Below are 23934 nucleotides of genomic sequence, written 5' to 3'. Positions count from 1 at the left end.
GTACCCTTTCACACTTCCGCATTGTGCGAATCTCACCAAAACTCCACAAGCACAGAGTGCAAAACTCAGAATTATCCAGTGAAATAGCGGCTGCGGCAGCGTGGTCTGAATATATTTATAGCGGAGATTAGGGCATCTGATGCAAGAAAAAATTAGCTGGATTGATAACTTACGCGGTATTGCCTGCCTGATGGTGGTAATGATCCATACCACGACCTGGTTTGTGACTCACCCACACGACATCAGCCCGCTCAGCTGGAATCTGGCTAACGTTCTGAACTCTGCCTCGCGCGTTAGCGTACCGCTGTTTTTTATGATCTCCGGCTACCTGTTTTTTGGCCCGCGCAGCGCACAGCCGCGCCATTTCCTGCGCATTGCGCTCTGCCTGGTGTTCTACAGCGCGCTCGCGCTACTCTTCATTGCCGCCTTTACCCATATCAACCTTGAGACATCGCTGAAGAACCTGCTGCAAAAGCCGGTTTTCTACCATCTGTGGTTTTTCTTCGCCATCATGGTGATTTATCTGGTTTCACCGCTGATTGAGGTCAAAGCCATCAGCGGCAAAATGCTGTTAGCGCTGATGGTAGTCATCGGTATTGTCGCGAACCCAAACACGCCGCCACTCAAAACCGACGGCGCAACCTGGCTGCCGGTGAACCTGTACATCAACGGCGATACCTTTTACTACGTGCTTTATGGCCTGCTAGGCCGAGCGCTTGGCATGATGGAGACCAGCCGCAAGGGGCTAACGTGGATCTGCGGCCTGCTGTTTGCCGCCGGAGTCGGCATTATTTCACGCGGCACGCTGCATGAGTTGCAATGGCGCGGTAACTTTGGCGACACCTGGTACGTCTACTGCGGTCCCATGGTGTTTCTCTGTGCGACATCGCTATTCATTGTGATTAAAAACACGCTCAACCAACGTGTTCTGCCGGGATTAGGCTTCATTTCTCGCCATTCTCTGGGCATCTATGGGTTTCACGCCTTTATTATTTACCTTCTGCGCAGCTGGAATATCGATCTCAAAAACTGGCCCGCGCTGGATATTCTATGGGTGTTTGCGATAACCCTGACGGGCAGCCTCTTGCTCTCCATCGCGCTCCAGCGCGTGGATAAGCGTAAGCTGGTCAGCTAGCGCATGCCCGAGACGGCCACAGCGCCGCGCCGTACATACAGGCAAACCATGCCGCCACGACGAGGCATTCATAGGTCAACGCCAGCGGCATATTCCAGACGCCAACCAGCAGTAGACCAGATGCCAGCAGCAGCACCAAACGACACAGGCCGGCAAACTGGGCATCCGCCGCCTGGCGATGGGCCGCAATAGCAAAAACGCCCATAACCAGCATCGCCAGAAAATAGGCTTTATCTTCTAACTGTGGACAGCCCAGCCAGATGCATACCAGATATAGCAGTATCCCCATGCTTAGGGCCAGACGCGGCAATGTGATGATGTTTTCCATAACGTAGCTCCTTTATCCATAGCACCACCATTATCACCGCTGATTTATTTTTAACATCAGAGCAACACAGCAAAAGCGCTAGTTTCGGAATATATAAAGAGGCGCGGCCAGTGGAAATCGAAGGGAAACACCCGCGCCGAAATGACGCGGGAGGGGAGCACGATCAGGACATTAATGGCAGCAGATGCTGATAAATCTGGCGGAACGTCTCGCGCTGCGGCGCATAATGCGCAACGCGTTCAGTGTCCGGGTGATGTTCCTGCTCCAGCGCCAGCTGCGGCAGAAGGTCAGCATAAGGACGATCTTTATGGATGGCCAACTGTGCCAGACGCGCTGCACCCAGCGCCGGACCGACGTCGCCACCGGTGCGATAATCCAGTTGCTTGCCGCAAATATCCGCCAGCATTTGCCGCCACCAGGCGCTACGCGCGCCACCGCCGATGAGCGTAATCCTTTTCGGCTCCACGCCGCAGGCGTGTACCACATCCATGCCGTCAGCCAGCGCAAAGCCTACGCCCTCCAGCACCGCACGAGCCAGCTCGGCCGGACCATGTTGATGGGTTAGCCCGAAGAACACGCCCTTTGCCTGCGGATTATTGTGCGGCGTACGCTCGCCGGAGAGATAGGGCAGGAACCACACCGGCCCTGCGTTAACATCAGCCTTTTCCGCCGCCGCAATCAGCGCGGGAACTGTCCCCAGACCGGTTAACTTCGCCGCCCAGTCCAGACAAGATGCGGCACTAAGCATCACCGACATCAGGTGCCAGCGACCTGGCAGCGCATGGCAGAAACTGTGCACCGCGCTTTCCGGTTTACTGAGGAAACCTTCACTAACCGCGAAGTAAACGCCTGAAGTCCCTAATGAAAGCATCGCCTGGCCCGCGTCCGCCATGCCGACGCCCACGGCCCCAGCCGCATTATCGCCACCGCCAGCCACTACCGGCACAGCAGGCATATTCCACGCGCTGGCGACTGACGCCAGCAAGTGCCCGGTCACGTCGCAGCCTTCAAACAGTGCGGGCATGTTATCGCGGGTTAATTGGCAAGCAGCGAGCATCTCATCGCTCCAGTCTCGCTTCGCCACGTCCATCCACATCGTACCCGCCGCATCCGACATATCGCTGGCGAAATCGCCGGTCATACGCAGACGCAGATAATCTTTCGGCAGCAGCACTTTATCTACCTGGCGGAAAATCTCCGCTTCGTGACGCTGAACCCACAGCAGCTTCGGCGCCGTGAAGCCAGGCATCATCAGGTTGCCGGTAATTTTACGTGAGGCTTTTACCTGCTCTTCCAGCAGTTGGCACTCCTGCGCGCAGCGGCCATCGTTCCACAAAATCGCCGGGCGCAATACGCGCTGTTGCTTATCCAGCAGCGTCGCGCCGTGCATCTGCCCGGCAATCCCGAGGGCTTTCACCCCTTGCAGGCTATGCTGCTGACCAAGCCCTTTCATTGCGCGATCCGTCGCCTGCCACCAGTGCTCTGGATCCTGCTCAGACCACAGTGGATGAGGACGGGAAACCGTCAGTTTTTCCGTTTGCGAGGCCAACACGGCACCCTGCTCATCAAGCAGAATTGCCTTAACGCCAGACGTGCCTAGATCTATGCCGATATACATCGCAACTGCTCCTTTAGGTGGTACGATGCCCGGAAGCTTGCGCCCCGGGCATGGTGTACGGCATTAACCGGAATTACTTGTCGAACAGGTAGTGATTGACCAGCCCTTCCAGCAGCTCCTGATGCCCACTCTGGTGCTGCGGCGCCAGCTGATTCTGCTCAGCATATTTCGCCAGATCCTGCAGCGACATTTGCCCTTTGAGAATCTGCTGACCCAGCTCGCCGTTCCAGCCGGCATAGCGTTTCGCGACGCGTTTATCCAGCTCGCCGCCTTCAATCATCCGTGCCGCGACTTTCAGCGACAGCGCCATGGTATCCATCGCGCCAATATGGCCATAGAACAGGTCATATTTGTCGGTGCTCTGACGACGGACTTTGGCGTCGAAGTTCAGACCGCCGGTGGTGAATCCACCCGCTTTCAGAATTTCATACATCACCAGCGCGTTTTCTTCCACGCTGTTCGGGAACTGGTCGGTATCCCAGCCCAGCTGCGGGTCGCCGCGGTTGGCATCGACAGAGCCAAACAGGCCCAGCGCGATAGCGGTGGCGATTTCGTGATGGAACGAGTGGCCCGCCAGCGTGGCGTGGTTCGCTTCGATGTTCAGCTTGATCTCTTTCTCCAGACCGAACTGTTTCAGGAAGCCATACACGGTTGACGCATCGTAATCGTACTGGTGCTTGGTCGGTTCCTGCGGTTTTGGCTCAATCAACAGCGTACCCTGGAAGCCGATTTTGTGTTTGTGCTCAACAACCATCTGCATAAAGCGACCAATCTGCTCGCGCTCCTGACGCAGGTCGGTATTCAGCAGAGTTTCATAGCCTTCACGGCCGCCCCACAGCACGTAGTTTTCGCCGCCCAGTTTATGCGTTGCGTTCATCGCGGTGAACACCTGCGTCGCCGCCCAGCTAAACACTTCCGGATCCGGGTTCGTCGCCGCGCCTGCGCCGTAGCGCGGGTTGGTAAAGCAGTTCGCGGTGCCCCACAGCAGCTTCACGCCGCTCTGCTGCTGTTTCTCCGCCAGCACATCGACCATCTGCGCAAAGTTGTTCAGATATTCTTTCAGGCTCGCGCCTTCCGGGGAGACGTCCACGTCATGGAAGCAGTAGTAAGGCACGTTCAGCTTGTGGAAGAATTCAAAAGCGACATCTGCCTTGCGTTTTGCAAGCTCGATGGCTTCGCCAGGTTGCTGCCATGGACGATTAAAGGAGCCGACACCAAACATGTCCGCGCCGTTCCAGCAGAAGGTATGCCAGTAGCAGGCGGCGAAGCGCAGGTGATCTTCCATACGTTTGCCCAGCACCAGTTCGTCCGGGTTGTAGTGGCGGAACGCCAGCGGGTTTTCGGTTTTTGGGCCTTCGAAACGAACGCGATCCAGTTGGTCGAAATATGCTTGCATAATGAACTCCATAATCTGACAGGCGGCGAGGAATAATTCGTCTGGTCATAGTGAATTCTGAATGGCGGTCGCTCAATTACGTTATTTCACACTGCTATTAAGAGAATCCACAAATGTGCGCTAGCTCGCAAAATATAATGGAATCAACCTCTTTTTATGTACGCAATTTTTTCAGTCTCTATTTTGAAAATCAGATCGCGGTCATAAATCAGCAATTAAACGAAATATCGTAATAGGAAGATAAAAATCTGTAATTGCCAGCCGCCGCCTCCATGTTAAAAAATTGCTGCGAGTTAAGTCATCTCTGTTTCTTTTATCGCCAATCTCATCACCTTATCCCTACAAAAGGCATTACGATTATGAAGATAAAGAACCTTTGCCTCACTCTCTGCGCCTCATTGCTCCTCACCAGCATGGCGAGCAGCGCCAAAGAAGTTAAGATCGGTATGGCCATTGATGACCTGCGCCTCGAACGCTGGCAAAAAGACCGCGATATTTTTGTTAACAAAGCCGAGCAGCTTGGCGCACAGGTTTTTGTGCAGTCAGCCAACGGCAATGAAGAAACGCAAATGTCGCAGATCGAAAATATGATCAACCGTGGCGTAGACGTCCTTGTTATTATTCCTTATAACGGCCAGGTACTTAGCAACGTCATTAAAGAAGCGAAACAGGAAGGCATTAAAGTATTAGCTTATGATCGTATGATAAATAATGCTGATATCGATTTTTATATTTCCTTCGATAACGAAAAAGTCGGCGAAATGCAGGCACAGAGCCTGGTCAACCAGGTGCCCCAGGGGAATTATTTCCTGATGGGCGGCTCGCCGGTTGATAATAATGCCAAGCTGTTCCGCGCCGGTCAGATGAAAGTATTAAAACCATATATTGATGATGGCAAAATTAAAGTCGTCGGCGATCAATGGGTTGACGGTTGGCTGCCGGAAAACGCCCTCAAGATTATGGAAAATGCCCTCACCGCCAATAACAACAAAATTGACGCGGTTGTCGCGTCTAACGACGCGACGGCAGGCGGCGCAATTCAGGCGTTAAGCGCGCAAGGCCTGGCGGGTAAGGTGGCCATTTCCGGCCAGGATGCAGACCTGGCGGGGGTGAAACGTATCCTCAATGGCACCCAGACCATGACCGTGTATAAACCCATTACCCTGCTGGCGAACAGTGCCGCTGAGATTGCCGTCGAGTTAGGTAATGGTCAGCAGCCCAAATCGGATGCCACGCTCAATAACGGGCTGAAAGATGTTCCGTCGCGCCTGTTAACCCCTATCGAAGTCAATAAAACCAACATTGACGATACCGTTGTGAAAGACGGTTTCCATAAGAAGAGTGAACTCTGAATAGTATGCCCCGGCCATCAGGCCGGGGCAGCGTAGCCACCGGATATATCCGGTAGCCAGGCTTACGTGGAGCACAAGTACTTATGTCGTATTTACTTGAAATGAAGAGCATTACCAAAACCTTCGGGGTGGTTAAGGCTATCGATAATGTCAGCCTGAGATTAAACCCAGGCGAAGTTGTTTCGCTGTGTGGCGAAAACGGCTCCGGCAAATCGACCTTAATGAAGGTACTTTGCGGTATTTATCCGCATGGTAGCTATGACGGGGAGATTATTTTCGCCGGCGAGACGCTACAGCCGACGCACATTCGCGACACCGAACGTAAAGGTATTGCCATTATTCACCAGGAACTGGCGCTGGTTAAGCATTTGACCGTGCTGGAAAATATTTTTCTTGGCGCGGAAATCAGCCGCCATGGCGTGCTCGATTACGACACCATGACCCTGCGCTGCGAAAAGCTGCTGGCGCAGGTCAATCTCGCGATTTCGCCCGATACCCGCGTCGGTGATTTGGGCCTTGGACAGCAGCAGTTGGTCGAAATAGCCAAAGCACTCAACAAACAGGTGCGACTGCTGATCCTCGATGAACCCACCGCATCGCTGACCGAGCAGGAGACTGCCGTCCTGCTGGATATCATCCGCGATCTACAAAACCATGGCATCGCCTGTATCTATATTTCGCACAAGCTGAATGAAGTCAAAGCCATATCCGACACAATCTGCGTGATCCGCGACGGTCAGCATATCGGCACCCGCGACGCCAGCAACATGACGGAAGACGACATCATCACCATGATGGTTGGCCGCGAGCTGACGGCGCTCTACCCCAGCGAACCGCATACCGCGGGCGAGGAGATCCTGCGCGTCGAACACCTGACCGCATGGCATCCGGTTAACCGTCATATTAAACGGGTAAACGATATTTCCTTCAGCCTCAAACGCGGCGAGATCCTCGGCATTGCCGGGTTAGTCGGCGCAGGTCGCACCGAGGCGGTACAGTGTCTGTTTGGCGTCTGGCGGGGCCGCTGGGAGGGGCGTGTTTTTATCGACGGTAAGCAGGTTGATATCCGTAACTGCCAGCAGGCGATCGGCCACGGCATTGCGATGGTGCCGGAAGACCGCAAAAAAGACGGCATCGTGCCGGTCATGGCGGTAGGCAAGAATATCACGCTGGCCGCGCTCAACAACTTCAGCGGAGCATTGAGCAGCCTCGACGATGCCAAAGAACAGCAGTGTATCCTGCAATCAATACAACGGCTGAAGGTGAAAACCTCTTCGCCAGAGCTGGCCATTGGGCGCCTGAGCGGCGGCAACCAGCAGAAGGCGATACTGGCCCGCTGTCTGTTATTAAACCCACGCATCCTGATTCTTGATGAACCCACGCGCGGCATCGACATCGGCGCGAAATATGAAATCTACAAGCTTATCAATCAACTGGTGCAGCAAGGCATTGCCGTCATCGTTATCTCGTCGGAGCTACCGGAAGTGCTGGGGCTCAGCGACCGGGTGCTGGTCATGCACGAAGGGAAACTCAAAGCTAACCTGGTGAACCATAACCTGACTCAGGAAAATGTGATGGAAGCCGCCTTAAGGAGCGAACGCCATGTCGAAAAACAATCCGTCTGAAATGAAACTGGCCGCCCCAGCGACATCCCCGGCGCTGCGGCTAAAATCCCTGAACTTACAGGTTTTCGTCATGATCGCGGCCATTATTGTGATCATGCTGTTTTTCACCTGGACCACCGACGGCGCTTACCTGAGCGCGCGTAACGTCTCCAACCTGCTGCGCCAGACCGCCATTACCGGCATCCTGGCTGTGGGTATGGTATTTGTGATTATCTCGGCTGAAATAGACCTTTCCGTCGGCTCGATGATGGGTCTGTTGGGGGGAGCGGCGGCGATTTTCGACGTCTGGCTCGGCTGGCCGCTACCGCTCACCATTATCGTGACGCTGGCGATGGGGCTGGTACTTGGCGCATGGAACGGATGGTGGGTGGCCTATCGTAAGGTGCCCTCCTTTATCGTCACCCTCGCCGGGATGCTGGCGTTTCGCGGCATCTTGATTGGCATCACCAACGGCACCACCGTGTCGCCCACCAGCGCAGCGATGTCGCAAATTGGTCAGAGCTATCTGCCAGACGGCATCGGTTTTACCTTTGGTGCCATCGGGCTGATGGCGTTCATCGCCTGGCAATGGCGTGGCAGAGTGCGCCGCCAGTCGATGGGGCTGTCAACGCCTGCCTCCACCGGCGTGGTGGGTCGTCAGGCGCTGACGGCAGTGATCGTACTGGGGGCTATCTGGCTGTTGAATGATTATCGCGGCGTCCCGACACCGGTGCTGCTGCTGACGCTGCTGCTGCTCGGCGGCATGTTTATGGCTACCCGCACCGCCTTTGGTCGCCGTATCTACGCCATCGGCGGCAACATTGAAGCCGCACGCCTCTCCGGTATTAACGTTGAGCGTAACAAACTGGCAGTATTCGCCATTAATGGTCTGATGGTGGCCATTGCAGGTCTGATTCTGAGCTCACGTCTTGGCGCTGGCTCACCGTCGGCGGGGAACATCGCCGAGCTGGATGCCATCGCAGCCTGCGTGATCGGCGGAACCAGCCTGGCGGGCGGCGTGGGCAGCGTTGCCGGTGCGGTGATGGGGGCATTTATTATGGCGTCGCTCGACAACGGAATGAGCATGATGGACGTGCCCACTTTCTGGCAATATATCGTGAAAGGTGCGATTTTATTGCTTGCCGTATGGATGGACTCAGCGACCAAACGGCGTGCGTAATTGCCTGTCCGTGGTGTTGCCGAATCAGTAGCCGGCAACACCTCTCATGATTCGCGAGGAACCCTGAACCATGTTTGGAAAACGTCACCGCGTGACGCTGTTATTCAACGCCAACAAAGCCTTCGACCGTCAGGTGGTTGAAGGCGTCGGCGAATATTTGCAGGCGTCGCAGTCCGAGTGGGATATCTTCATTGAGGAAGATTTCCGCGCACGAATCGAAAACATCAAAGAGTGGCTGGGAGACGGCGTCATCGCCGACTATGACGACCCCACCATTGAAGCGCTGCTTACCGATGTGGACGTCCCCATCGTTGGCGTTGGCGGCTCCTATCACCGCCAGGAACAGTATCCACCCGTTCACTACATCGCGACCGACAACTACGCGCTGGTTGAAAGCGCTTTTTTGCATCTTAAAGAAAAAGGCGTCCACCGTTTCGCTTTCTACGGCCTGCCCACCGCCAGCGGCAAGCGCTGGGCCGAGGAGCGCGAATACGCGTTCAGCCAGATTGTCGCCAAAGAAAAATACCGCGGCGTTATCTATCAGGGCCAGGAAACCGCGCCGGAGAACTGGCAGCACGCACAAAATCGTTTGGCCGATTGGCTGCAAACCCTGCCGCCGCAAACCGGCATTATTGCCGTTACCGATGCCCGCGCCCGTCATGTTCTACAGGCTTGCGAGCATTTACATATTCCGGTGCCAGAAAAACTGTGCGTCATCGGTATTGATAACGAAGAATTAACCCGCTACCTCTCCCGCGTGGCGCTCTCGTCAGTCGCCCAAGGGGCAAGGCAGATGGGATACCAGGCTGCCAAGCTGATGCAGCGCCTGCTCGACAATGAAGTCCTGCCGCTACAGCGGGTGCTGGTGCCGCCAATGCGAGTGATGGAACGACGTTCAACCGACTACCGTTCACTGAACGATCCTGCCGTCATTCAGGCCATGCACTACATCCGTAATAACGCCTGCAAGGGGATTAAAGTTGAACAGGTGCTGGATGCCGTCGGCATCTCGCGATCGAATCTGGAGAAGCGCTTTAAAGAGGAAGTCGGTGAGACCATTCACGCCGTGATCCACAGCGAAAAGCTGGAAAAGGCGCGCAGCCTGCTGGTTTCTACATCGTTGTCGATTAACGAAATTTCGCAGATGTGCGGCTATCCGTCGCTGCAGTATTTCTATTCGGTGTTCAAAAAAGAGTACGACACTACGCCTAAAGAGTATCGTGAGCAGCACAGCGAGGCGCTGATTCAAGCTTGAATCCTTCCCCATCAGAAGAGCTCACCGGTTCGCTCTGATGGGGTACCTGAATGGGTAACTCGTACGTCACCTCCCTCATTTTTACCGTCACAAAAGCCCATCTGATATCAGCGTTAATCACAGGTTGATACGCACCAGTACTGCCACTGCCAGTCTCTTCTTACGCTCTCATTTCATCTATTCGACCCCTCTGTCGGACACCTTTGATTTATCACGGTATAAATGAAATGAAGATCGCTGGATTCACCTGTTTTTTACTACTGACTGTGGCCGCCTGCGCGGCGGCGGCTGATCATTGCGGTGCCGGTTGCCCCGTCGGTGGCAGCGCGCAAACGCTGGAACGCGAGGCCTACACGCTGAATAATAATTGCCAGCGTAAATTCGCAAACTGGGTGGCGTATAAAATGACAAAGGCCAGCCAGGCCAGCAACCGCCCCCGTCACTGGCAGCGCGATCCGGCTTTAGCGGCAACGGAGACGCTGGCTCCTGCAGCATACAAAGGCGCAAGCCAAGCGTTGCAGGTGGATCGCGGACATCTGGCACCGCTTGCCGGACTGGGGGGCCTGGCAGACTGGCGAACACTAAACTACCTTTCGAACATCACCCCCCAGGAATCCGGACTGAACCAGGGAGCATGGGCCAGGCTGGAGGATGGGGAGCGCGCGTTGGTCGAGCGCAAGGGCGTGGCGGCGGTCTATTCCGTCACCGGGCCGCTTTTCGAGCGCCATATTGCCACGCTGCCTGCGGCGCCTGACGTGGAAATTCCTAGCGGTTACTGGAAGATAATATTTATTGGCTCCAGACCCGATAAAGGCGAGTATGCCGCGTTTTTAATGGACCAGACGACACCCAAAAACGCCCGTTTTTGCGATTACCAGGTCACGGTCGCCAACATTGAACGCCGAACCCATCCGCGGCTTTCCTTCTGGTCTGCCTTACCCGTGGATGTCGCCCAACGCGTAAAAATGCACAAAGGGACGCTGGCACGAGCCCTGGGTTGTTCTTAAGCCATAAAAAAAGCACCAACGAGAGAACTCGAGGTGCTTTTTCGACGACAATCACGGCTTACATATGTGCCGCAATCAGACGCTGGTTATCCTGATACATCGCGAACAGGTAATCGTTATAGCTCGAACCTTTCGTCGAATACCCTTTCAGCTTATGGATCATCGCGGTTGCAGTGACTTCCTGATCCGTTTTACGCAGTTGAGCGCGTGACTTACGGAACGAGGCATAGGCTGGATGCGTATTCAGGTTGGTGGCATACGCCTGTACCGACTCTTTTACGGAGCCGAACTTGGTGTAGCCATTAACGGAACCTGCGCCATTTTTACAGCCCCTGCCGCACTTCATGCCAAACAGGTTGTTATTGGCGCGGGCCAGCTTAGACGTACCCCAGCCGCTTTCGGCTGCGGCCATCGTAGCCACCATGCTGCCCGGGATAATATCGACACGCTCAAGCAGCGAATTCCACGGCACCTTACGGGTATTACCGTTCCAGCTGACTTTGTAGCGTGCGGCGATATCTTTCAGGCGCGCACGTTCAGACGGCGACCAACGGCCTTCGTACTGTTTGGAAATCAACCAGTTACGATCCGCCGTAATGGCAGCATTTTGACTTGTGATATAAGGCATTACCGTCCGGAGAAACGCTCTTTTCCTTGGGGTTCCGGAAGGGTATTTTCGCAAATCAGGAAGTGAACTACTCTTTACACTATTGCGAGAATACTCTTGTTTACTGCTGGCCTTATTAAAACTTGTCTTTGTTACCGAGGCTTTTTGATGCTTTGTTACCGTGTGTGTTTTTGCGAACACCCCACCTGAAAATGTGCAGATGAGTAACATTAGTATCGCGGCCCCATATCGTCGAATGGGAGTCGATATCATTAGGTCTCCTGGTCGGATGCAATCATTCCAACGCCTTCTTATTTCATAAAATTGAGAGCTTAATCTCAAATTATAGCAAAAATAGCCCGTCAACGCACGCTTAAGAAATAGTCCGATTCCTAAACGAGCAAACGGACGCGATTCAGCATAAGACAAATTGCGCAGACAAAATGCCGGGGATATCTCATTTTAGCTCATTTTTTGACCGCCATCACTCAGCCCTTTTTCTCCTCCTTCGCGAAGGATGAGTACAGCGGGGTCACCTGCTGGCACACTGGGGAAAACACGTTCTGGCACAGGATAAAACCATGAAGCTTGCCGCCCTTGTACCGTTACTGATTCCCGCTTTTGCCAGTGCCGCCAGCTGGACCGCGCAAGATTTTCCCGCCTTTTCCGCCGATGGGACGGGGAAGTTCACCAGTCAAAAAACGCTCACAAAGGGTACCCGTCCACTGAGGGTCAATCTTGAGCAACAGTGCTGGCAGCCCTCTGGCACCATTCGTCTTAACCAGATGCTGTCGCTCGAACCATGCCAGGGCGATGCGCCACAGTGGCGCCTGTTTCGCGACGGTAACTATACGCTGGAGATTGATACCCGCTCCGGCACGCCCACGCTGACTATCTCCGTGCAAAGCGCGGCCGAAAGCCACAGTGCGCAAGTTAACGTTCGCCAGTGCCCACGCTGGGACGGTAAGCCGTTGACGCTGGATGTCGGTCAGACCTTCGCCGAAGGCAGCCAGGTGCGCGACTTTTATAGCGGGAAGACCGCCGTCGTCACGCAGGGCAAAATTACGCTACAGCCCGCAGAAAACAGCAATGGCCTGCTGCTGCTGGAAAGCGCCGACGTCATCGCCACGTCACCGTTCAGCTGGCATAACGCGACCGTTTACTTCGTGCTTACCGACCGCTTTGTCAACGGCGACCCCAGCAATGACAACAGCTATGGGCGCCATAAAGACGGCATGCAGGAGATCGGCACCTTCCACGGTGGCGATCTTAAGGGTCTGACCAGCAAGCTCGACTATCTGCAAAAGCTGGGCGTCAACGCGCTGTGGATTAGCTCACCGCTGGAACAAATTCACGGCTGGGTGGGCGGCGGCACCAAAGGGGATTTCCCGCACTACGCCTACCACGGCTACTACACTCAGGACTGGACACGGCTCGACGCCAATATGGGGACCGAAGATGACTTGCGCGCCCTGGTGGATGGCGCGCACCAGCGCGGCATCCGTATCCTCTTTGACGTGGTCATGAACCATACTGGCTATGCCACGCTGGCGGATATGCAGGAGTATCAGTTCGGGGCGCTATACCTGAAAGGCGATGAGATAACGAAAACGCTGGGCCAGCGCTGGACAGACTGGAAGCCCGGCGCGGGGCAAAGCTGGCACAGCTTTAACGACTACATCAACTTCAGCGACAAAGCCGCATGGGAGAAATGGTGGGGCAAGGCGTGGATCCGCACCGATATTGGCGACTACGACAACCCTGGTTTCGATGACTTGACCATGTCGCTGGCGTTTCTGCCCGATCTGAAAACAGAATCGACGACCCCGAGCGGGCTGCCAAATTTCTATCAACACAAAACGGATACCCACGCCCGTGCCGTCGACGGTTTTACACCGCGTGACTACCTCACCCACTGGCTCAGCCAATGGGTACGCGACTACGGCATTGACGGCTTCCGCGTCGATACCGCCAAGCACGTTGAGCTGGCGGCCTGGCAGCAGCTCAAATCGCAGTCGGTAGATGCACTGGCAGCCTGGAAAAAGGCTAATCCGCAAAAAGCGATGGACGATGCGCCATTCTGGATGACGGGTGAAGCCTGGGGCCACGGTGTGATGCAAAGTGATTACTACCGACACGGCTTTGACGCGATGATCAACTTTGATTATCAGGATCAGGCCGCAAAGGCCAGCGACTGCCTGGCCAACATCGACCCGATCTGGCAGCAAATGGCCGATAAGCTGCAAAGCTTTAACGTCCTGAGCTACCTTTCATCGCATGATACGCGACTGTTCCGTGAGCAAGGCGACAACGCCGCCGAACTCCTGCTGCTCGCACCGGGCGCAGTGCAAATCTTTTACGGCGACGAGTCTAATCGCCCGTTTGGCCCAACGGGTTCTGACCCGCTGCAAGGCACGCGTTCATCAATGAACTGGCAGGATGTCGCCGGAAAATCCGCCGCCACGCTGGCGCACTGGCAAAAACTGGGGCAGTTCCGCGCACGTCATCCGGCGATTGGTGAAGGAAAACAAGCCACGCTGTCGCTCTCTCAGGGCTACGGGTTTGTACGGGAACACGGCGAGGACAAAGTCATGGTGGTCTGGGCCGGTCAGCACTAATTTATACTCCTCCAGGCCCGCGGTTTAATTGCGGGCCCTGGCAGAATAAACAACTGCTAATTTCGCCATTTTTCACTTTATCTACTAAAGCCCCTGCATTAGCGCCATTTGCACCACATCGTGAGTGGCGTTATCGTTACCCACTTCACAGAACAAGCAATAGAAATCCGGCTATGACATTTTCACTTTTCGGCGACAAATTCACCCGTCATTCAGGCATTACCCGCCTGATGGAAGACCTCAACGACGGTTTACGCACCCCTGGCGCCATCATGCTTGGCGGCGGTAATCCGGCCCAGATCCCAGAAATGAATGATTATTTTAATCATCTACTGGCGGAGATGCTGGAAAGCGGCAAAGTTTCAGAAGCGCTGTGCAATTACGACGGTCCGCAGGGGAAAAACGAACTGCTGGTCGCGTTAGCCGATATGCTGCGTAATGAATTAGGTTGGGATATTGGACCACAGAATATTGCACTAACAAATGGCAGCCAAAGCGCGTTTTTCTACTTGTTCAACCTGTTTGCTGGTCGTCGTGCCGACGGTACCACTCGTAAGGTCCTGTTCCCACTCACGCCGGAGTATATTGGCTATGCCGACTCGGGTTTAGAAGATGATCTTTTCGTCTCGACTCGCCCACACATTGAGCTGCTGCCAGAAGGTCAGTTTAAGTATCACGTCGATTTCGAAAATCTGCCCATTGGCAAAGATACCGGGATGATCTGCGTTTCACGCCCGACCAACCCGACGGGTAACGTCATCACCGATGATGAACTGAAACAGCTGGATGCGCTCGCACATCAGCACGGCGTGCCGCTGGTTATCGATAATGCTTACGGGGTACCTTTCCCGGGCATTATTTTCAGCGAAGCGACGCCGCTGTGGAACCCAAATATTGTGCTGTGTATGAGCCTGTCTAAACTTGGCCTGCCAGGTAGCCGCTGCGGTATCATCATCGCAGATGAAAAAATTATCACCGCCATCAGCAATATGAACGGCATTATCAGCCTCGCACCCGGCGGGATTGGCCCAGCCATCATGTGCGAAATGATCAAACGCCACGATTTACTGCGTCTGTCGGATACGGTCATCAAGCCGTTTTACTATCAGCGCGTGCAGGAAACCATTGCCACTATCCGCCGCTATTTGCCGGAAGAGCGTTGCCTGATCCACAAACCCGAAGGCGCGATTTTCCTGTGGCTATGGTTTAAAGACCTGCCGATTACCACCGAGACACTCTACCAGCGTCTGAAAACACGCGGCGTATTGATGGTGCCTGGCGATTTCTTCTTCCCGGGTCTGGATAAACCCTGGGAACACACTCACCAGTGCATGCGAATGAACTACGTGCCGGCCCCAGATAAAATTGAAGCTGGTGTGAAAATTCTTGCGGAAGAAATTGAGTTAGCCTGGCGCGAACATCAATAATATACAATATATCGGCCTCAAATATCAGAGGCCGATATTTTTCGTGATCTCCGCTGTTATTTTAAAAACTCACACAAAAAAGTCTCACGCACCTTTCCGCTCGGATTACTCCCAATTTATAGCGCCATTTCATTAGCGCTACACATTTAAAACCATTATTCATTCCGGCTTAATATGTTAAAAATGAAGTAACAGCATGTTTCCTATGCGCATATTAATTTACATAGCAGACTTTGTTTATCCTTAAATAAAATCAGATTTATTCAGCCTTTCGTATGAAAAGAAACGCAGCATGCAAGGCTTAATTTTCTACTTACACTGATTAATACGCACTCGGCGTTTTAACTGGTGGAGTATGGTTATGAACTCTAAAAACGTTAGCCATTTAAGCATTATTGCTATGGCGGTTCTTATTGCATTCTCACTCTCCGCCTGTAGCGGTAGCGGCGGGGGCTCTCATTCAACGGCTAAAAACGGCAGCACTCAGGGCAGCGGCTCTGGCGGCAGCGATGGTAGTGGTTCTGGTGGCAGTGGTTCCGACGGTAGTGGTTCCGGTGGCAGTGGCTCCGGTGGCAGCGGCTCTGGCGGTAGTGGTTCCGGAGGCAGCGGTTCTGGTGGTAATGGATCTGGCGGCGGCACTGGAACAACGGCCAATAATTCAGTGAGCAGTATCATCGGCGAAACCGGTAAAGCAGTTTCGGGGGTCGGTGATACGCTGGGTGGGCTGGGAAGCCAGTTAACCACCACCACTGGCAACAACCCAGTCACCTCGACCATCTCCACCACGGTAAGCGGTGTGGGTAACGCTGTCGATACACTCGGGACCGGCGTCACCAACGGGATTGGCAACTCGTCAAACACCAACGGTGTGGGAACCACTTTGCAGGGTACGACCAACACGGTCACCGTGCTGGGTAACACGGTATCGAGCGTAGGGACCGGGTTATCGAGCGGCACTTCCAGTACACCCGTCGCGGGGGTAACCGGCGTGGTCGGAAGCGTCGTTAACAGCACAGGCCAAATCGTCAGCGGGACAGGTACTGGATTGACCAGCACCCTGCAAAGCCCTGGCGTAACGGCGGCAACAACCGGCGTCACTTCCGTGGTTAATAATACCCTGTCCGGCGTACAGGGCGTCACTCAAGGCGTGGGGACCACGACAGGATTAGGCACTCCGGTTAACGGTCTGCTGACTCAGGTCGGGACTACAGTGAGCGGTGTGGGTAGCCAGGTTGGCACCACCTCTCCGGCGCTGAGCGGTGTAGGCCAGGTAGTCTCCAGCGTTGGCAACATCGTCACTGATGCCGGAGGCCTGGTGAAACCAACCGCTACCAGTACCGGAGGCTCTTCCGGCGGCACTACCGGAGCCAGCGGCGGCCTGCTGGCTAACGTCACGGGAAGCCTGAACGTAAGCACAACTACCAATACCAGCACCAGCAGTACAGGAACAACCAGCGCAGGAACCAGTGGCGGTACATTAGGTGGTTTAGGCGGTCTACTCGGCGGGTTAACAACCAAAAGATAAGCTATATATTTATTAATGCCTTCCGTGCCCCCGCAATGGGGGCACGTTTTTCAGCAGAATAACAATAATTATCCTTGCACAATAAAACACACAAGGAATGCGCCATGAAAACGACCCTGGTTTATGCGCTATCGGGGGTTTTTCTGCTTAATATTGCCCGAGCAGACACATTACCCGCATTGATTGACCCTAATAACCCAGCCAAAGCAGAAAATAGTAACACACCACAAGCCCCTGCGGCGGCGGCCCCAAGTTTAAGCGTAAGCGTGCCCAAAAATAAACTAACACCCGAAACGTTGATTAAAGTAGACCATATTCAATTTATTGGTGGAACTGTATATCCCTTAAAAGAGTTATTACGCCCTTTTGTTCCCTATGCGCATAAACAAGTGCCGCTAAAAACGCTGATTGGTCTGGTTAATGATATTACGTTGCGCTATCGCGCCGACGGTTATCCACTCTCTTATGCCTGGCTTCCGGATAACAACTTTCAGGATGGTATGCTGAAGATTGTTCTGGTGGAGGGCTATGTCGCGCACAGCGATATTAAAAGTAACAACCCCAATATTGCCGAACGCCTCAAGCGTCTGGCGGCAAAAATCATGGCGGAGAAACCGCTCACTCAGAACACCTTCGACCGCTATACCCAACTGATGACACGCACGCCCGGCGTGCGCGTTGATGCCAACGCGCAACTGCCGCAGAATATCTACGGCGCCGCCGCGATGCAGGCCGTGGGTATGCAGCCGCATATCTGGGATATCTCTTCAACCATTGACACCCGTCGCAGCCAGAATATGGCGTTCGTCAATGGTTCACTCAGTAACTTAACCAGCTACGGCGATCAACTTGGGATCGCCACATTGATCCCACTCGATAATTCGACGCGCAAATCTTACCTCGGGTTGAACTACCAGCAGTTCCTGACGGATGAAGGGCTGATGATGCAGCTCAAGGGCAGCTTTTATCGTGAGGATCCGCGCGACTATTCGCGTCTGCTGAACTTCCCCGGCGGGTATTTAGACTCACGCCAGAAAACCACCCAATACAACGGCGGCGCGATGTTCAGCTATCCGGTGATTTTAACCGGTAAGCGGCAGTTCAATATCAACGGCGGGATGGATTACACCGACCGCCGTAACGACAACCATATTCGCGCCATCGTTAATGAGCAGGAAGTCCTGGGCGTGACGCAAAAATCACATGTCCGCTACCCTGCCCTCGAACTCGGAATGAACGGCTTTCAGGCCTTCGACCGTGCCAGCATTAACGGTAAGCTGACGCTGCGTCAGGGGATTAACGCCTCTTCGCTGGCCGACGCCGCGCCGGTACAGGGCAACGATCTCTCGTTTACGCTGTGGAAAAGCAATATTGATGCGGCGTGGATGATCACGGATACCTGGCGTCTCTCTACCTCGCTGGAAGGGGATTGGTCAGATAACGATTTGCCCGAGCCAGAGCGTGTCAGCTTCGGCGCCCAGCGCTTTGGACGTGGCTACCAGGATGGCGAAGCCAGCGGTGACTACGGTTATGGAGGGCAGCTTGAGTTGCGCTATCTTCATCAGCGTAAAGAGAGCACATGGATTGCCACGGTACAGCCTTACGTGCTGGCCGATACCGCGCAAACGTGGTTCAACACGCCGGGGTTACCGCATCAGCGGCTGGCATCGGTGGCAACCGGGGTGATGGTTGGCGACAACAAGCATTACAGCGTTACGGTCGAGGCAGCGCGCCCAGTCGGTGATATGCCAACCGACACGAACAGCCGTGAATGGCGCTATAGCCTGACCTTCAGTTGGAACTTCAATAATCTACATTAATCTTGATGCGGCAAGCTGGCCAACATCAATACAGGCCAGCGCCCCCGTCGGGCAGGCGGCCACACAGGCTGGCCCCGCTTCGCGATGGCGGCACAAATCGCACTTCATCGCCTGTGGCCGTGCCTGCTGGACGGCCACGGTCATTGCCCCAAACGGACACGCCAGCATGCAGCTCTTGCAACCAATACAGCGCGCCTGATCGACACGAATCATATCCTTTTCACGGGTTATCGCTCCCGTTGGGCAAACATTACCGCACGGCGCATCCTCGCACTGATGACACGCCACCGCCGTTGAGAAAGCGTCGCCCTTCACCACGCGGATACGAGGAAAAAAGGCCTCACGCGAAACGGTCGCACAGGCCTGCTGTTCCTGATGCGCCACCACGCAGGCCACTTCGCAGGTCCGACAGCCAATACACTTTAAGGAATCAGCGACAATAAACGGGTTCATACCCCTCTCCGTGACGGTTAGTAAACCCTAAGAGTGCCAGAGCGGCATACTGTCACGCTTTGATCAGACACGGGAGATGCACCGTTTTTGTCATCTGCCCGAGGCAATTTAGCCGTTTGCCTCAGGCAGAATTAATGTGTTCTTTGCAGTACCGCCGCTTCCAGGCCGCTGGAGTTAAGCCGGTGTGTTTACGAAAAATTTGCCTGAAATACCCGACATCGGCAAACCCGCACTGTTCGGCGACCTCTTTCAATGAACGCGCATGGTTGCTCAATAGTTTTTCTGCCGCTCGCACGCGCTGACGGTGGATCGCTTCGGTAATGGTCAGGTGGAAGACCCGGCGATATACGCGCCCCAGATAGTCGGCATTGCAGTGTAACTCTTTCGCCAGCACCGACGTGGAGAGCGGCAGGTGATAGCGGGTATGAATCACCTGCTGCGCCTTCCACGCCAGCGCCGTACCGCCTTCATCTTTTGGCTCTTCATTTTGCGCCGACAGCGAAATATGCTGCAAAATCAGTAGCAAAATAAACTCCAGCGAGGCATTGCGCTGAATTTTTTCCTGCTCGTTCAGGAACTGGCGGAACAGCGAAATCAGGTATTGCGGGTCGTGCGAAGTTGTCTGCTGCGGAATGGCCAACTGGGTTAATAGCGGATGCGGCTGCACGGGCATATTCACCTCAAAATGCAGCCAGTAAAATTTCAGATCGGCAGGAAAATCCTCAACACCGACATGGCGGCGGCCTGGCCATAATAAAAGGCTATCCCCCGCCGGGACGTGGAAAATATGCTCCTCTTCCTGAATCGTTAATGTCCCTTTCTCCACGAAGATCACTTCCCATGAGCGCAGTCTGCGCGCCGGATGGCGTCCCACGCCACGTGAGATAAATAACCCGCCATTCTGGACTTTAATCGGAAGCGCTATGGATAGATTGAGCATAAATATTAAAAATTCCGCTTTTTAACCGCAGGAAGATAGTCTTTCACTCTGATTATTAACAACTAAATGGATTAATGCCCGATCGCCTTCACACTTTTCTCACCAGGTCGGAATTACTCACTTTTTATACTTCTTTGTGAGCTTGTTGGTCCTCGCTTTCCAGGCAAAATTAAACGGGTCATGACATTACAACAATCCCCCTACTGAAAAAGACCTCTCCACATTGCGAGGAGCATCCATGACCGCTACACCTATTTCTACCAGTGAGGTTGTGCCCGGTTCACAGGACGATAAATTATCTGTCCGCGAGAAAATCGGCTACGGTCTCGGCGATGCAGGCGGCACCGTCATTACCTGCCTGATCATGAATTTCCTGACCTTCTTTTATACCGATGTCTTTGGCCTGACGCCCGCGCTGGTCGGTACCCTATTCCTGGCGCTCCGCGTTTTTGACGCGATTTCCGATCCCATTATGGGCGTGCTGGCCGACCGCACGCAGAGCCGCTGGGGGCGTTTCCGTCCGTGGCAAATGTGGATTGCGCTCCCCATCGCCATTATCGGCGTACTCACCTTTACCGTCCCCGATGCCAGCATGGGCGTGAAGATCGCGTGGGCCTTTGGCACCTATCTGCTGCTGTCCATCAGCTACACCGCGATCAACGTGCCTTACTGTGCGCTGATCAACACGATGACCACGCGCCACAGCGAGGTCATCTCCTGTCAGGCCTGGCGTTTCGTACTGTGCGGCGTGGCGGGTTTTCTGGTCTCGGTAGGCCTGCCATGGCTGGTGAAAGTGCTTGGGCAGGGCAATACGGCGCAGGGATATCAATACGGCGTCGGCGCCCTGTGTGCACTCGCTGCCGTGATGTTCCTGTGCTGCTTCTTCTGGGTACGCGAGCGCGTGTCGTTGGACATGATGGGCAAATTCACCCTGCGTGAACACATTGCGGGGCTGCGTAAAAACGATCAGTTGCTGTTGATGCTGGTGATGTCGTTCCTGCTGATCAACGTCTTTAATATACGCGGCGGCGGCTATATGTATTTCATCACCTACGTACTGGGCGGCTCCACCGGCTACACCTCGCTGTTCTTCACCATGGTGACTTTCGCCTCTATTTTCGGTTCCGTGATAATTAACCTGCTGTCGCGCCGCTTCGATACCGTCAAGCTCTACTATTACACCAACCTGGTGCTGGCGGCGATCGCACTGGGAATGTGGTTCTTACCCACCGGCCCGGCCCACCAGACCCTATGGCTGGTCGTTATTCTCGGCAACGGCATCATTCTCGGCTTCACGCTGCCGCTGCACTTTTCGCTGATGGCGTTCTCCGACGACTACGGTGAATGGAAAACTGGCGTACGTTCTTCCGGTATGAATTTCGCCTTTAACCTGTTTTTCATCAAGCTGGCGTGGGCCTCCAGCGCGGGCATTATTAGCCTTGTCTTTATCTATGTGGCTTATCAGCCAGGGGCCGGAAACCAAACGGCATCATCGCTGGCGGGCATCACATCGATGGAAACCCTGCTGCCCGCCCTGTTCCACCTGCTGCTGGCGTTCTCTATCCGCGCCTGCAAGCTCAATAATCCAATGATGTCGCGCATCGCCACCGATCTTCGCGCCCGTCACATTCAGTCCTGAGGAGTTCGCCATGTCTGTTATGGAAGTCAATCTGCATACCTTGAAAGTTAATGACCCGTTTTTCGCCCAATACCAGCAGCTGGTTCGCGATGTGGTAATCCCTTATCAATGGGATGCATTAAACGATCGCATTGACGATGCCGAACCCAGCCACGCGATAGAAAACTTCCGCATTGCCGCCGGTCAGCAGGAAGGGGAGTTTTACGGCATGGTCTTTCAGGACAGCGACGTCGCAAAATGGCTGGAGGCTGTCGCCTGGTCGCTGTGCCAGAAGCCGGATGCCGAGCTGGAAAAAACCGCCGATGCGGTGATTGAACTGGTCGCCGCCGCCCAGTGCGACGACGGTTATCTGAACACCTATTTCACCGTTAAAGCCCCAAAAGAGCGCTGGACCAATCTCGCCGAATGCCACGAGCTGTACTGCGCAGGGCATATGATTGAAGCGGGCGTTGCCTTCTTCCAGGCCACCGGCAAACGGCGCTTGCTGGAGGTAGTGTGCCGCCTCGCCGACCATATCGATCGGGTTTTCGGCACCGGAGAAGACCAGATTCATGGCTACCCCGGCCACCCGGAAATTGAGCTGGCGCTGATGCGCCTGTATGAGGTCACAGGAGAACCGCGCTATATGGCGCTGGTGAATTACTTCGTCGAAGAACGCGGCAAACAACCGCACTTCTACGACGACGAATACGAAAAACGCGGCAAAACCTCCTACTGGCACACCTATGGCCCGGCGTGGATGGTGAAAGACAAGCCTTACAGCCAGGCGCATCAGCCTATTGCCGAGCAGCCTACGGCTATCGGCCACGCGGTGCGTTTTGTCTACCTGATGACCGGCGTGGCGCATCTCGCTCGTCTAAGCCGGGACGAAAGCAAGCGCCAGGACTGCCTGCGCTTGTGGAACAACATGGCGCAGCGCCAGCTGTACATCACCGGCGGCATTGGTTCACAAAGCAGCGGCGAAGCCTTCAGCAGCGACTACGATCTGCCGAACGACACCGTCTACGCCGAAAGCTGCGCCTCTATTGGCCTGATGATGTTTGCCCGCCGCATGCTGGAGATGGAGGCAGACAGCCAGTACGCCGATGTCATGGAGCGCGCGCTGTACAACACGGTGCTGGGCGGCATGGCGCTTGATGGCAAACACTTCTTCTACGTTAACCCGCTGGAAGTGCACCCGAAAACGCTGCAGTTCAACCACATCTACGACCACGTGAAGCCCGTTCGCCAGCGCTGGTTCGGCTGCGCCTGCTGCCCGCCGAATATCGCCCGCGTACTCACTTCAATCGGCCACTATATCTACACGCCGAGAGAAGATGCGCTGTATGTGAACCTGTATATCGGCAACAGCGTGGAGGTGCTGGTGGGTGAGCAAACGCTGCGCTTGCGCATCAGCGGTAACTATCCATGGCAGGATCAGGTCAAGATCGCCGTTGATTCTCCGGATCCGGTTAACCACACGCTGGCGCTGCGCTTGCCGGACTGGTGCCGCGATCCTCAGGTGACGCTAAACGGTCACGATGTGACGGGAACGGTGAAGAAAGGCTATCTGCATATCTCCCGCACCTGGGTGGAAGGCGATACCTTAACGCTGACGTTACCAATGCCGGTGCGTCGAATCTACGGAAATCCGCTGGTCCGCCACGTCGCTGGTAAAGTCGCCGTGCAGCGCGGTCCGCTGGTCTACTGCCTGGAGCAGGCCGACAACGGTGAAGAGCTGCATAATCTGTGGTTACCGGATAATGCGTCGTTTACCGAACTGGAGGGCAAAGGTATTTTCGCCCACAAGGTATTGCTACAGGCCCAGGGGGTGAAATACACCACACGCCATCCAGAAAAACAGTTGTTGTGGCATTACGACGCGGCCCCCGCTGAACGTCAGGCGCAGACGCTGACCTTTATTCCGTGGTTTAGCTGGGCCAACCGTGGCGAAGGGGAAATGCGTATCTGGATTAATGAAGAAAAGTAAGCGGAGAGGTAGCCCGGACGAGGCGTGAACGCGCCGACTACGGGGCGCTGCACCTGGCCGG

18 protein-coding genes are annotated in these 23934 nt (G+C 54.7%); 12 read left to right on the top strand and 6 right to left on the bottom strand.

Annotated elements, in window-relative coordinates; all coding sequences use genetic code 11:
* The first annotated feature begins 139 nt into the window (after nucleotides 1–139).
* Nucleotides 140–1135, top strand: a complete 996-nt coding sequence (locus tag GY169_RS01420; protein ID WP_167574838.1) for an acyltransferase — start codon at nucleotides 140–142, stop codon at nucleotides 1133–1135.
* Here GY169_RS01420 and GY169_RS01415 read toward each other — a convergent pair.
* The 3 genes from GY169_RS01415 to xylA all read right to left on the bottom strand — a co-directional run bounded on the left by GY169_RS01415 (nucleotide 1128) and on the right by xylA (nucleotide 4477).
* Nucleotides 1128–1463: a hypothetical protein gene (locus GY169_RS01415; RefSeq protein ID WP_167574837.1), complete on the bottom strand. Its 336-nt coding sequence runs from the start codon at nucleotides 1461–1463 to the stop codon at nucleotides 1128–1130. The genes GY169_RS01420 and GY169_RS01415 overlap by 8 nt on opposite strands.
* Nucleotides 1464–1626: 163 nt before the next feature.
* Nucleotides 1627–3081, bottom strand: a complete 1455-nt coding sequence (gene xylB, locus GY169_RS01410; RefSeq protein WP_163446894.1) for a xylulokinase — start codon at nucleotides 3079–3081, stop codon at nucleotides 1627–1629.
* Between the two features lie 73 nt (nucleotides 3082–3154).
* Nucleotides 3155–4477 carry a xylose isomerase gene (gene xylA / locus GY169_RS01405; RefSeq protein WP_163446896.1) on the bottom strand — a complete coding sequence of 441 codons (1323 nt, stop codon included), beginning with the start codon at nucleotides 4475–4477 and terminating at the stop codon, nucleotides 3155–3157.
* A 359-nt stretch (nucleotides 4478–4836) separates the two neighbouring features.
* Between xylA and xylF the strand changes: the two genes are divergently transcribed.
* The 5 genes from xylF (at nucleotide 4837) to GY169_RS01380 (ending at nucleotide 10875) form a co-directional block, all read left to right on the top strand.
* Entirely contained in the window at nucleotides 4837–5829 is a 993-nt protein-coding gene (gene xylF / locus GY169_RS01400; protein ID WP_065357200.1) for a D-xylose ABC transporter substrate-binding protein, read from the top strand.
* Between the two features lie 83 nt (nucleotides 5830–5912).
* Nucleotides 5913–7454, top strand: coding sequence for a xylose ABC transporter ATP-binding protein (locus tag GY169_RS01395; RefSeq protein WP_167574836.1), 1542 nt, complete (start codon nucleotides 5913–5915; stop codon nucleotides 7452–7454).
* The gene (gene xylH / locus GY169_RS01390) at nucleotides 7432–8613 is read left to right on the top strand and encodes a xylose ABC transporter permease XylH (protein WP_167574835.1); all 1182 of its coding nucleotides are present in this window, start codon (nucleotides 7432–7434) and stop codon (nucleotides 8611–8613) included. Before GY169_RS01395 ends, xylH begins: the two co-directional genes overlap by 23 nt.
* 70 nt (nucleotides 8614–8683) lie before the next feature.
* Nucleotides 8684–9868, top strand: a complete 1185-nt coding sequence (xylR, locus tag GY169_RS01385; RefSeq protein WP_064541101.1) for a D-xylose utilization transcriptional activator XylR — start codon at nucleotides 8684–8686, stop codon at nucleotides 9866–9868.
* A gap of 227 nt (nucleotides 9869–10095) precedes the next feature.
* Nucleotides 10096–10875, top strand: a complete 780-nt coding sequence (locus GY169_RS01380) for a DNA/RNA non-specific endonuclease (protein WP_167574834.1) — start codon at nucleotides 10096–10098, stop codon at nucleotides 10873–10875.
* Between the two features lie 58 nt (nucleotides 10876–10933).
* Here the strand turns inward: GY169_RS01380 and GY169_RS01375 are convergent, their stop codons facing one another.
* Nucleotides 10934–11755: a protein bax gene (locus GY169_RS01375; RefSeq protein ID WP_064541098.1), complete on the bottom strand. Its 822-nt coding sequence runs from the start codon at nucleotides 11753–11755 to the stop codon at nucleotides 10934–10936.
* 308 nt (nucleotides 11756–12063) lie between these two features.
* Here GY169_RS01375 and GY169_RS01370 point away from each other — a divergent pair, with 308 nt between their 5' ends.
* The 4 genes from GY169_RS01370 (at nucleotide 12064) to GY169_RS01355 (ending at nucleotide 18872) form a co-directional block, all read left to right on the top strand.
* The gene (locus tag GY169_RS01370) at nucleotides 12064–14100 is read left to right on the top strand and encodes an alpha-amylase (RefSeq protein ID WP_167574833.1); all 2037 of its coding nucleotides are present in this window, start codon (nucleotides 12064–12066) and stop codon (nucleotides 14098–14100) included.
* 173 nt (nucleotides 14101–14273) lie between these two features.
* A complete protein-coding gene (gene avtA, locus GY169_RS01365; RefSeq protein WP_167574832.1) occupies nucleotides 14274–15527 on the top strand; it encodes a valine--pyruvate transaminase in 1254 nt (417 codons plus the stop codon).
* A gap of 361 nt (nucleotides 15528–15888) precedes the next feature.
* Entirely contained in the window at nucleotides 15889–17052 is a 1164-nt protein-coding gene (locus GY169_RS01360; protein ID WP_223882137.1) for a collagen-like triple helix repeat-containing protein, read from the top strand.
* A gap of 104 nt (nucleotides 17053–17156) precedes the next feature.
* Nucleotides 17157–18872 carry a ShlB/FhaC/HecB family hemolysin secretion/activation protein gene (locus tag GY169_RS01355; RefSeq protein ID WP_167574831.1) on the top strand — a complete coding sequence of 572 codons (1716 nt, stop codon included), beginning with the start codon at nucleotides 17157–17159 and terminating at the stop codon, nucleotides 18870–18872.
* On the opposite strand, the gene GY169_RS01350 is transcribed toward GY169_RS01355, so the two are convergent.
* Together GY169_RS01350 and GY169_RS01345 are read right to left on the bottom strand one after the other, a co-directional pair.
* The gene (locus GY169_RS01350; RefSeq protein ID WP_163448387.1) at nucleotides 18864–19325 is read right to left on the bottom strand and encodes a 4Fe-4S binding protein; all 462 of its coding nucleotides are present in this window, start codon (nucleotides 19323–19325) and stop codon (nucleotides 18864–18866) included. The two genes, GY169_RS01355 and GY169_RS01350, sit on opposite strands and share 9 nt — an antisense overlap.
* Nucleotides 19326–19446: 121 nt before the next feature.
* Nucleotides 19447–20265 (bottom strand): helix-turn-helix domain-containing protein, encoded by an 819-nt coding sequence (locus tag GY169_RS01345; RefSeq protein WP_163448389.1) that lies wholly within the window; start codon nucleotides 20263–20265, stop codon nucleotides 19447–19449.
* A 238-nt stretch (nucleotides 20266–20503) separates the two neighbouring features.
* On the opposite strand from GY169_RS01345, the gene GY169_RS01340 reads away from it, so the two are divergent.
* Entirely contained in the window at nucleotides 20504–21904 is a 1401-nt protein-coding gene (locus GY169_RS01340; RefSeq protein WP_167574830.1) for an MFS transporter, read from the top strand.
* A 10-nt stretch (nucleotides 21905–21914) separates the two neighbouring features.
* Nucleotides 21915–23873, top strand: a complete 1959-nt coding sequence (locus GY169_RS01335) for a glycoside hydrolase family 127 protein (protein WP_167574829.1) — start codon at nucleotides 21915–21917, stop codon at nucleotides 23871–23873.
* Nucleotides 23874–23934 lie beyond the last annotated feature (61 nt).

The sequence above is a fragment of the Kluyvera genomosp. 3 genome (assembly GCF_011765685.1).
In the GTDB taxonomy this organism is placed as follows: Bacteria; Pseudomonadota; Gammaproteobacteria; order Enterobacterales; family Enterobacteriaceae; genus Kluyvera; species Kluyvera georgiana_A.
The sequence above is the reverse complement of the archived record's forward strand: the minus strand, read 5'-3'. Positions and strand labels throughout refer to the sequence as shown.

What these genes read in the sequence shown, in the direction of transcription:
- GY169_RS01420 (WP_167574838.1), top strand. Translation starts at nt 140, where the DNA reads ATGCAAGAAAAAATTAGCTGGATTGATAACTTACGCGGTATTGCCTGC.
- GY169_RS01415 (WP_167574837.1), bottom strand. Translation starts at nt 1,463, where the DNA reads ATGGAAAACATCATCACATTGCCGCGTCTGGCCCTAAGCATGGGGATA.
- xylB (WP_163446894.1), bottom strand. Translation starts at nt 3,081, where the DNA reads ATGTATATCGGCATAGATCTAGGCACGTCTGGCGTTAAGGCAATTCTG.
- xylA (WP_163446896.1), bottom strand. Translation starts at nt 4,477, where the DNA reads ATGCAAGCATATTTCGACCAACTGGATCGCGTTCGTTTCGAAGGCCCA.
- xylF (WP_065357200.1), top strand. Translation starts at nt 4,837, where the DNA reads ATGAAGATAAAGAACCTTTGCCTCACTCTCTGCGCCTCATTGCTCCTC.
- GY169_RS01395 (WP_167574836.1), top strand. Translation starts at nt 5,913, where the DNA reads ATGTCGTATTTACTTGAAATGAAGAGCATTACCAAAACCTTCGGGGTG.
- xylH (WP_167574835.1), top strand. Translation starts at nt 7,432, where the DNA reads ATGTCGAAAAACAATCCGTCTGAAATGAAACTGGCCGCCCCAGCGACA.
- xylR (WP_064541101.1), top strand. Translation starts at nt 8,684, where the DNA reads ATGTTTGGAAAACGTCACCGCGTGACGCTGTTATTCAACGCCAACAAA.
- GY169_RS01380 (WP_167574834.1), top strand. Translation starts at nt 10,096, where the DNA reads ATGAAGATCGCTGGATTCACCTGTTTTTTACTACTGACTGTGGCCGCC.
- GY169_RS01375 (WP_064541098.1), bottom strand. Translation starts at nt 11,755, where the DNA reads ATGATATCGACTCCCATTCGACGATATGGGGCCGCGATACTAATGTTA.
- GY169_RS01370 (WP_167574833.1), top strand. Translation starts at nt 12,064, where the DNA reads ATGAAGCTTGCCGCCCTTGTACCGTTACTGATTCCCGCTTTTGCCAGT.
- avtA (WP_167574832.1), top strand. Translation starts at nt 14,274, where the DNA reads ATGACATTTTCACTTTTCGGCGACAAATTCACCCGTCATTCAGGCATT.
- GY169_RS01360 (WP_223882137.1), top strand. Translation starts at nt 15,889, where the DNA reads ATGAACTCTAAAAACGTTAGCCATTTAAGCATTATTGCTATGGCGGTT.
- GY169_RS01355 (WP_167574831.1), top strand. Translation starts at nt 17,157, where the DNA reads ATGAAAACGACCCTGGTTTATGCGCTATCGGGGGTTTTTCTGCTTAAT.
- GY169_RS01350 (WP_163448387.1), bottom strand. Translation starts at nt 19,325, where the DNA reads ATGAACCCGTTTATTGTCGCTGATTCCTTAAAGTGTATTGGCTGTCGG.
- GY169_RS01345 (WP_163448389.1), bottom strand. Translation starts at nt 20,265, where the DNA reads ATGCTCAATCTATCCATAGCGCTTCCGATTAAAGTCCAGAATGGCGGG.
- GY169_RS01340 (WP_167574830.1), top strand. Translation starts at nt 20,504, where the DNA reads ATGACCGCTACACCTATTTCTACCAGTGAGGTTGTGCCCGGTTCACAG.
- GY169_RS01335 (WP_167574829.1), top strand. Translation starts at nt 21,915, where the DNA reads ATGTCTGTTATGGAAGTCAATCTGCATACCTTGAAAGTTAATGACCCG.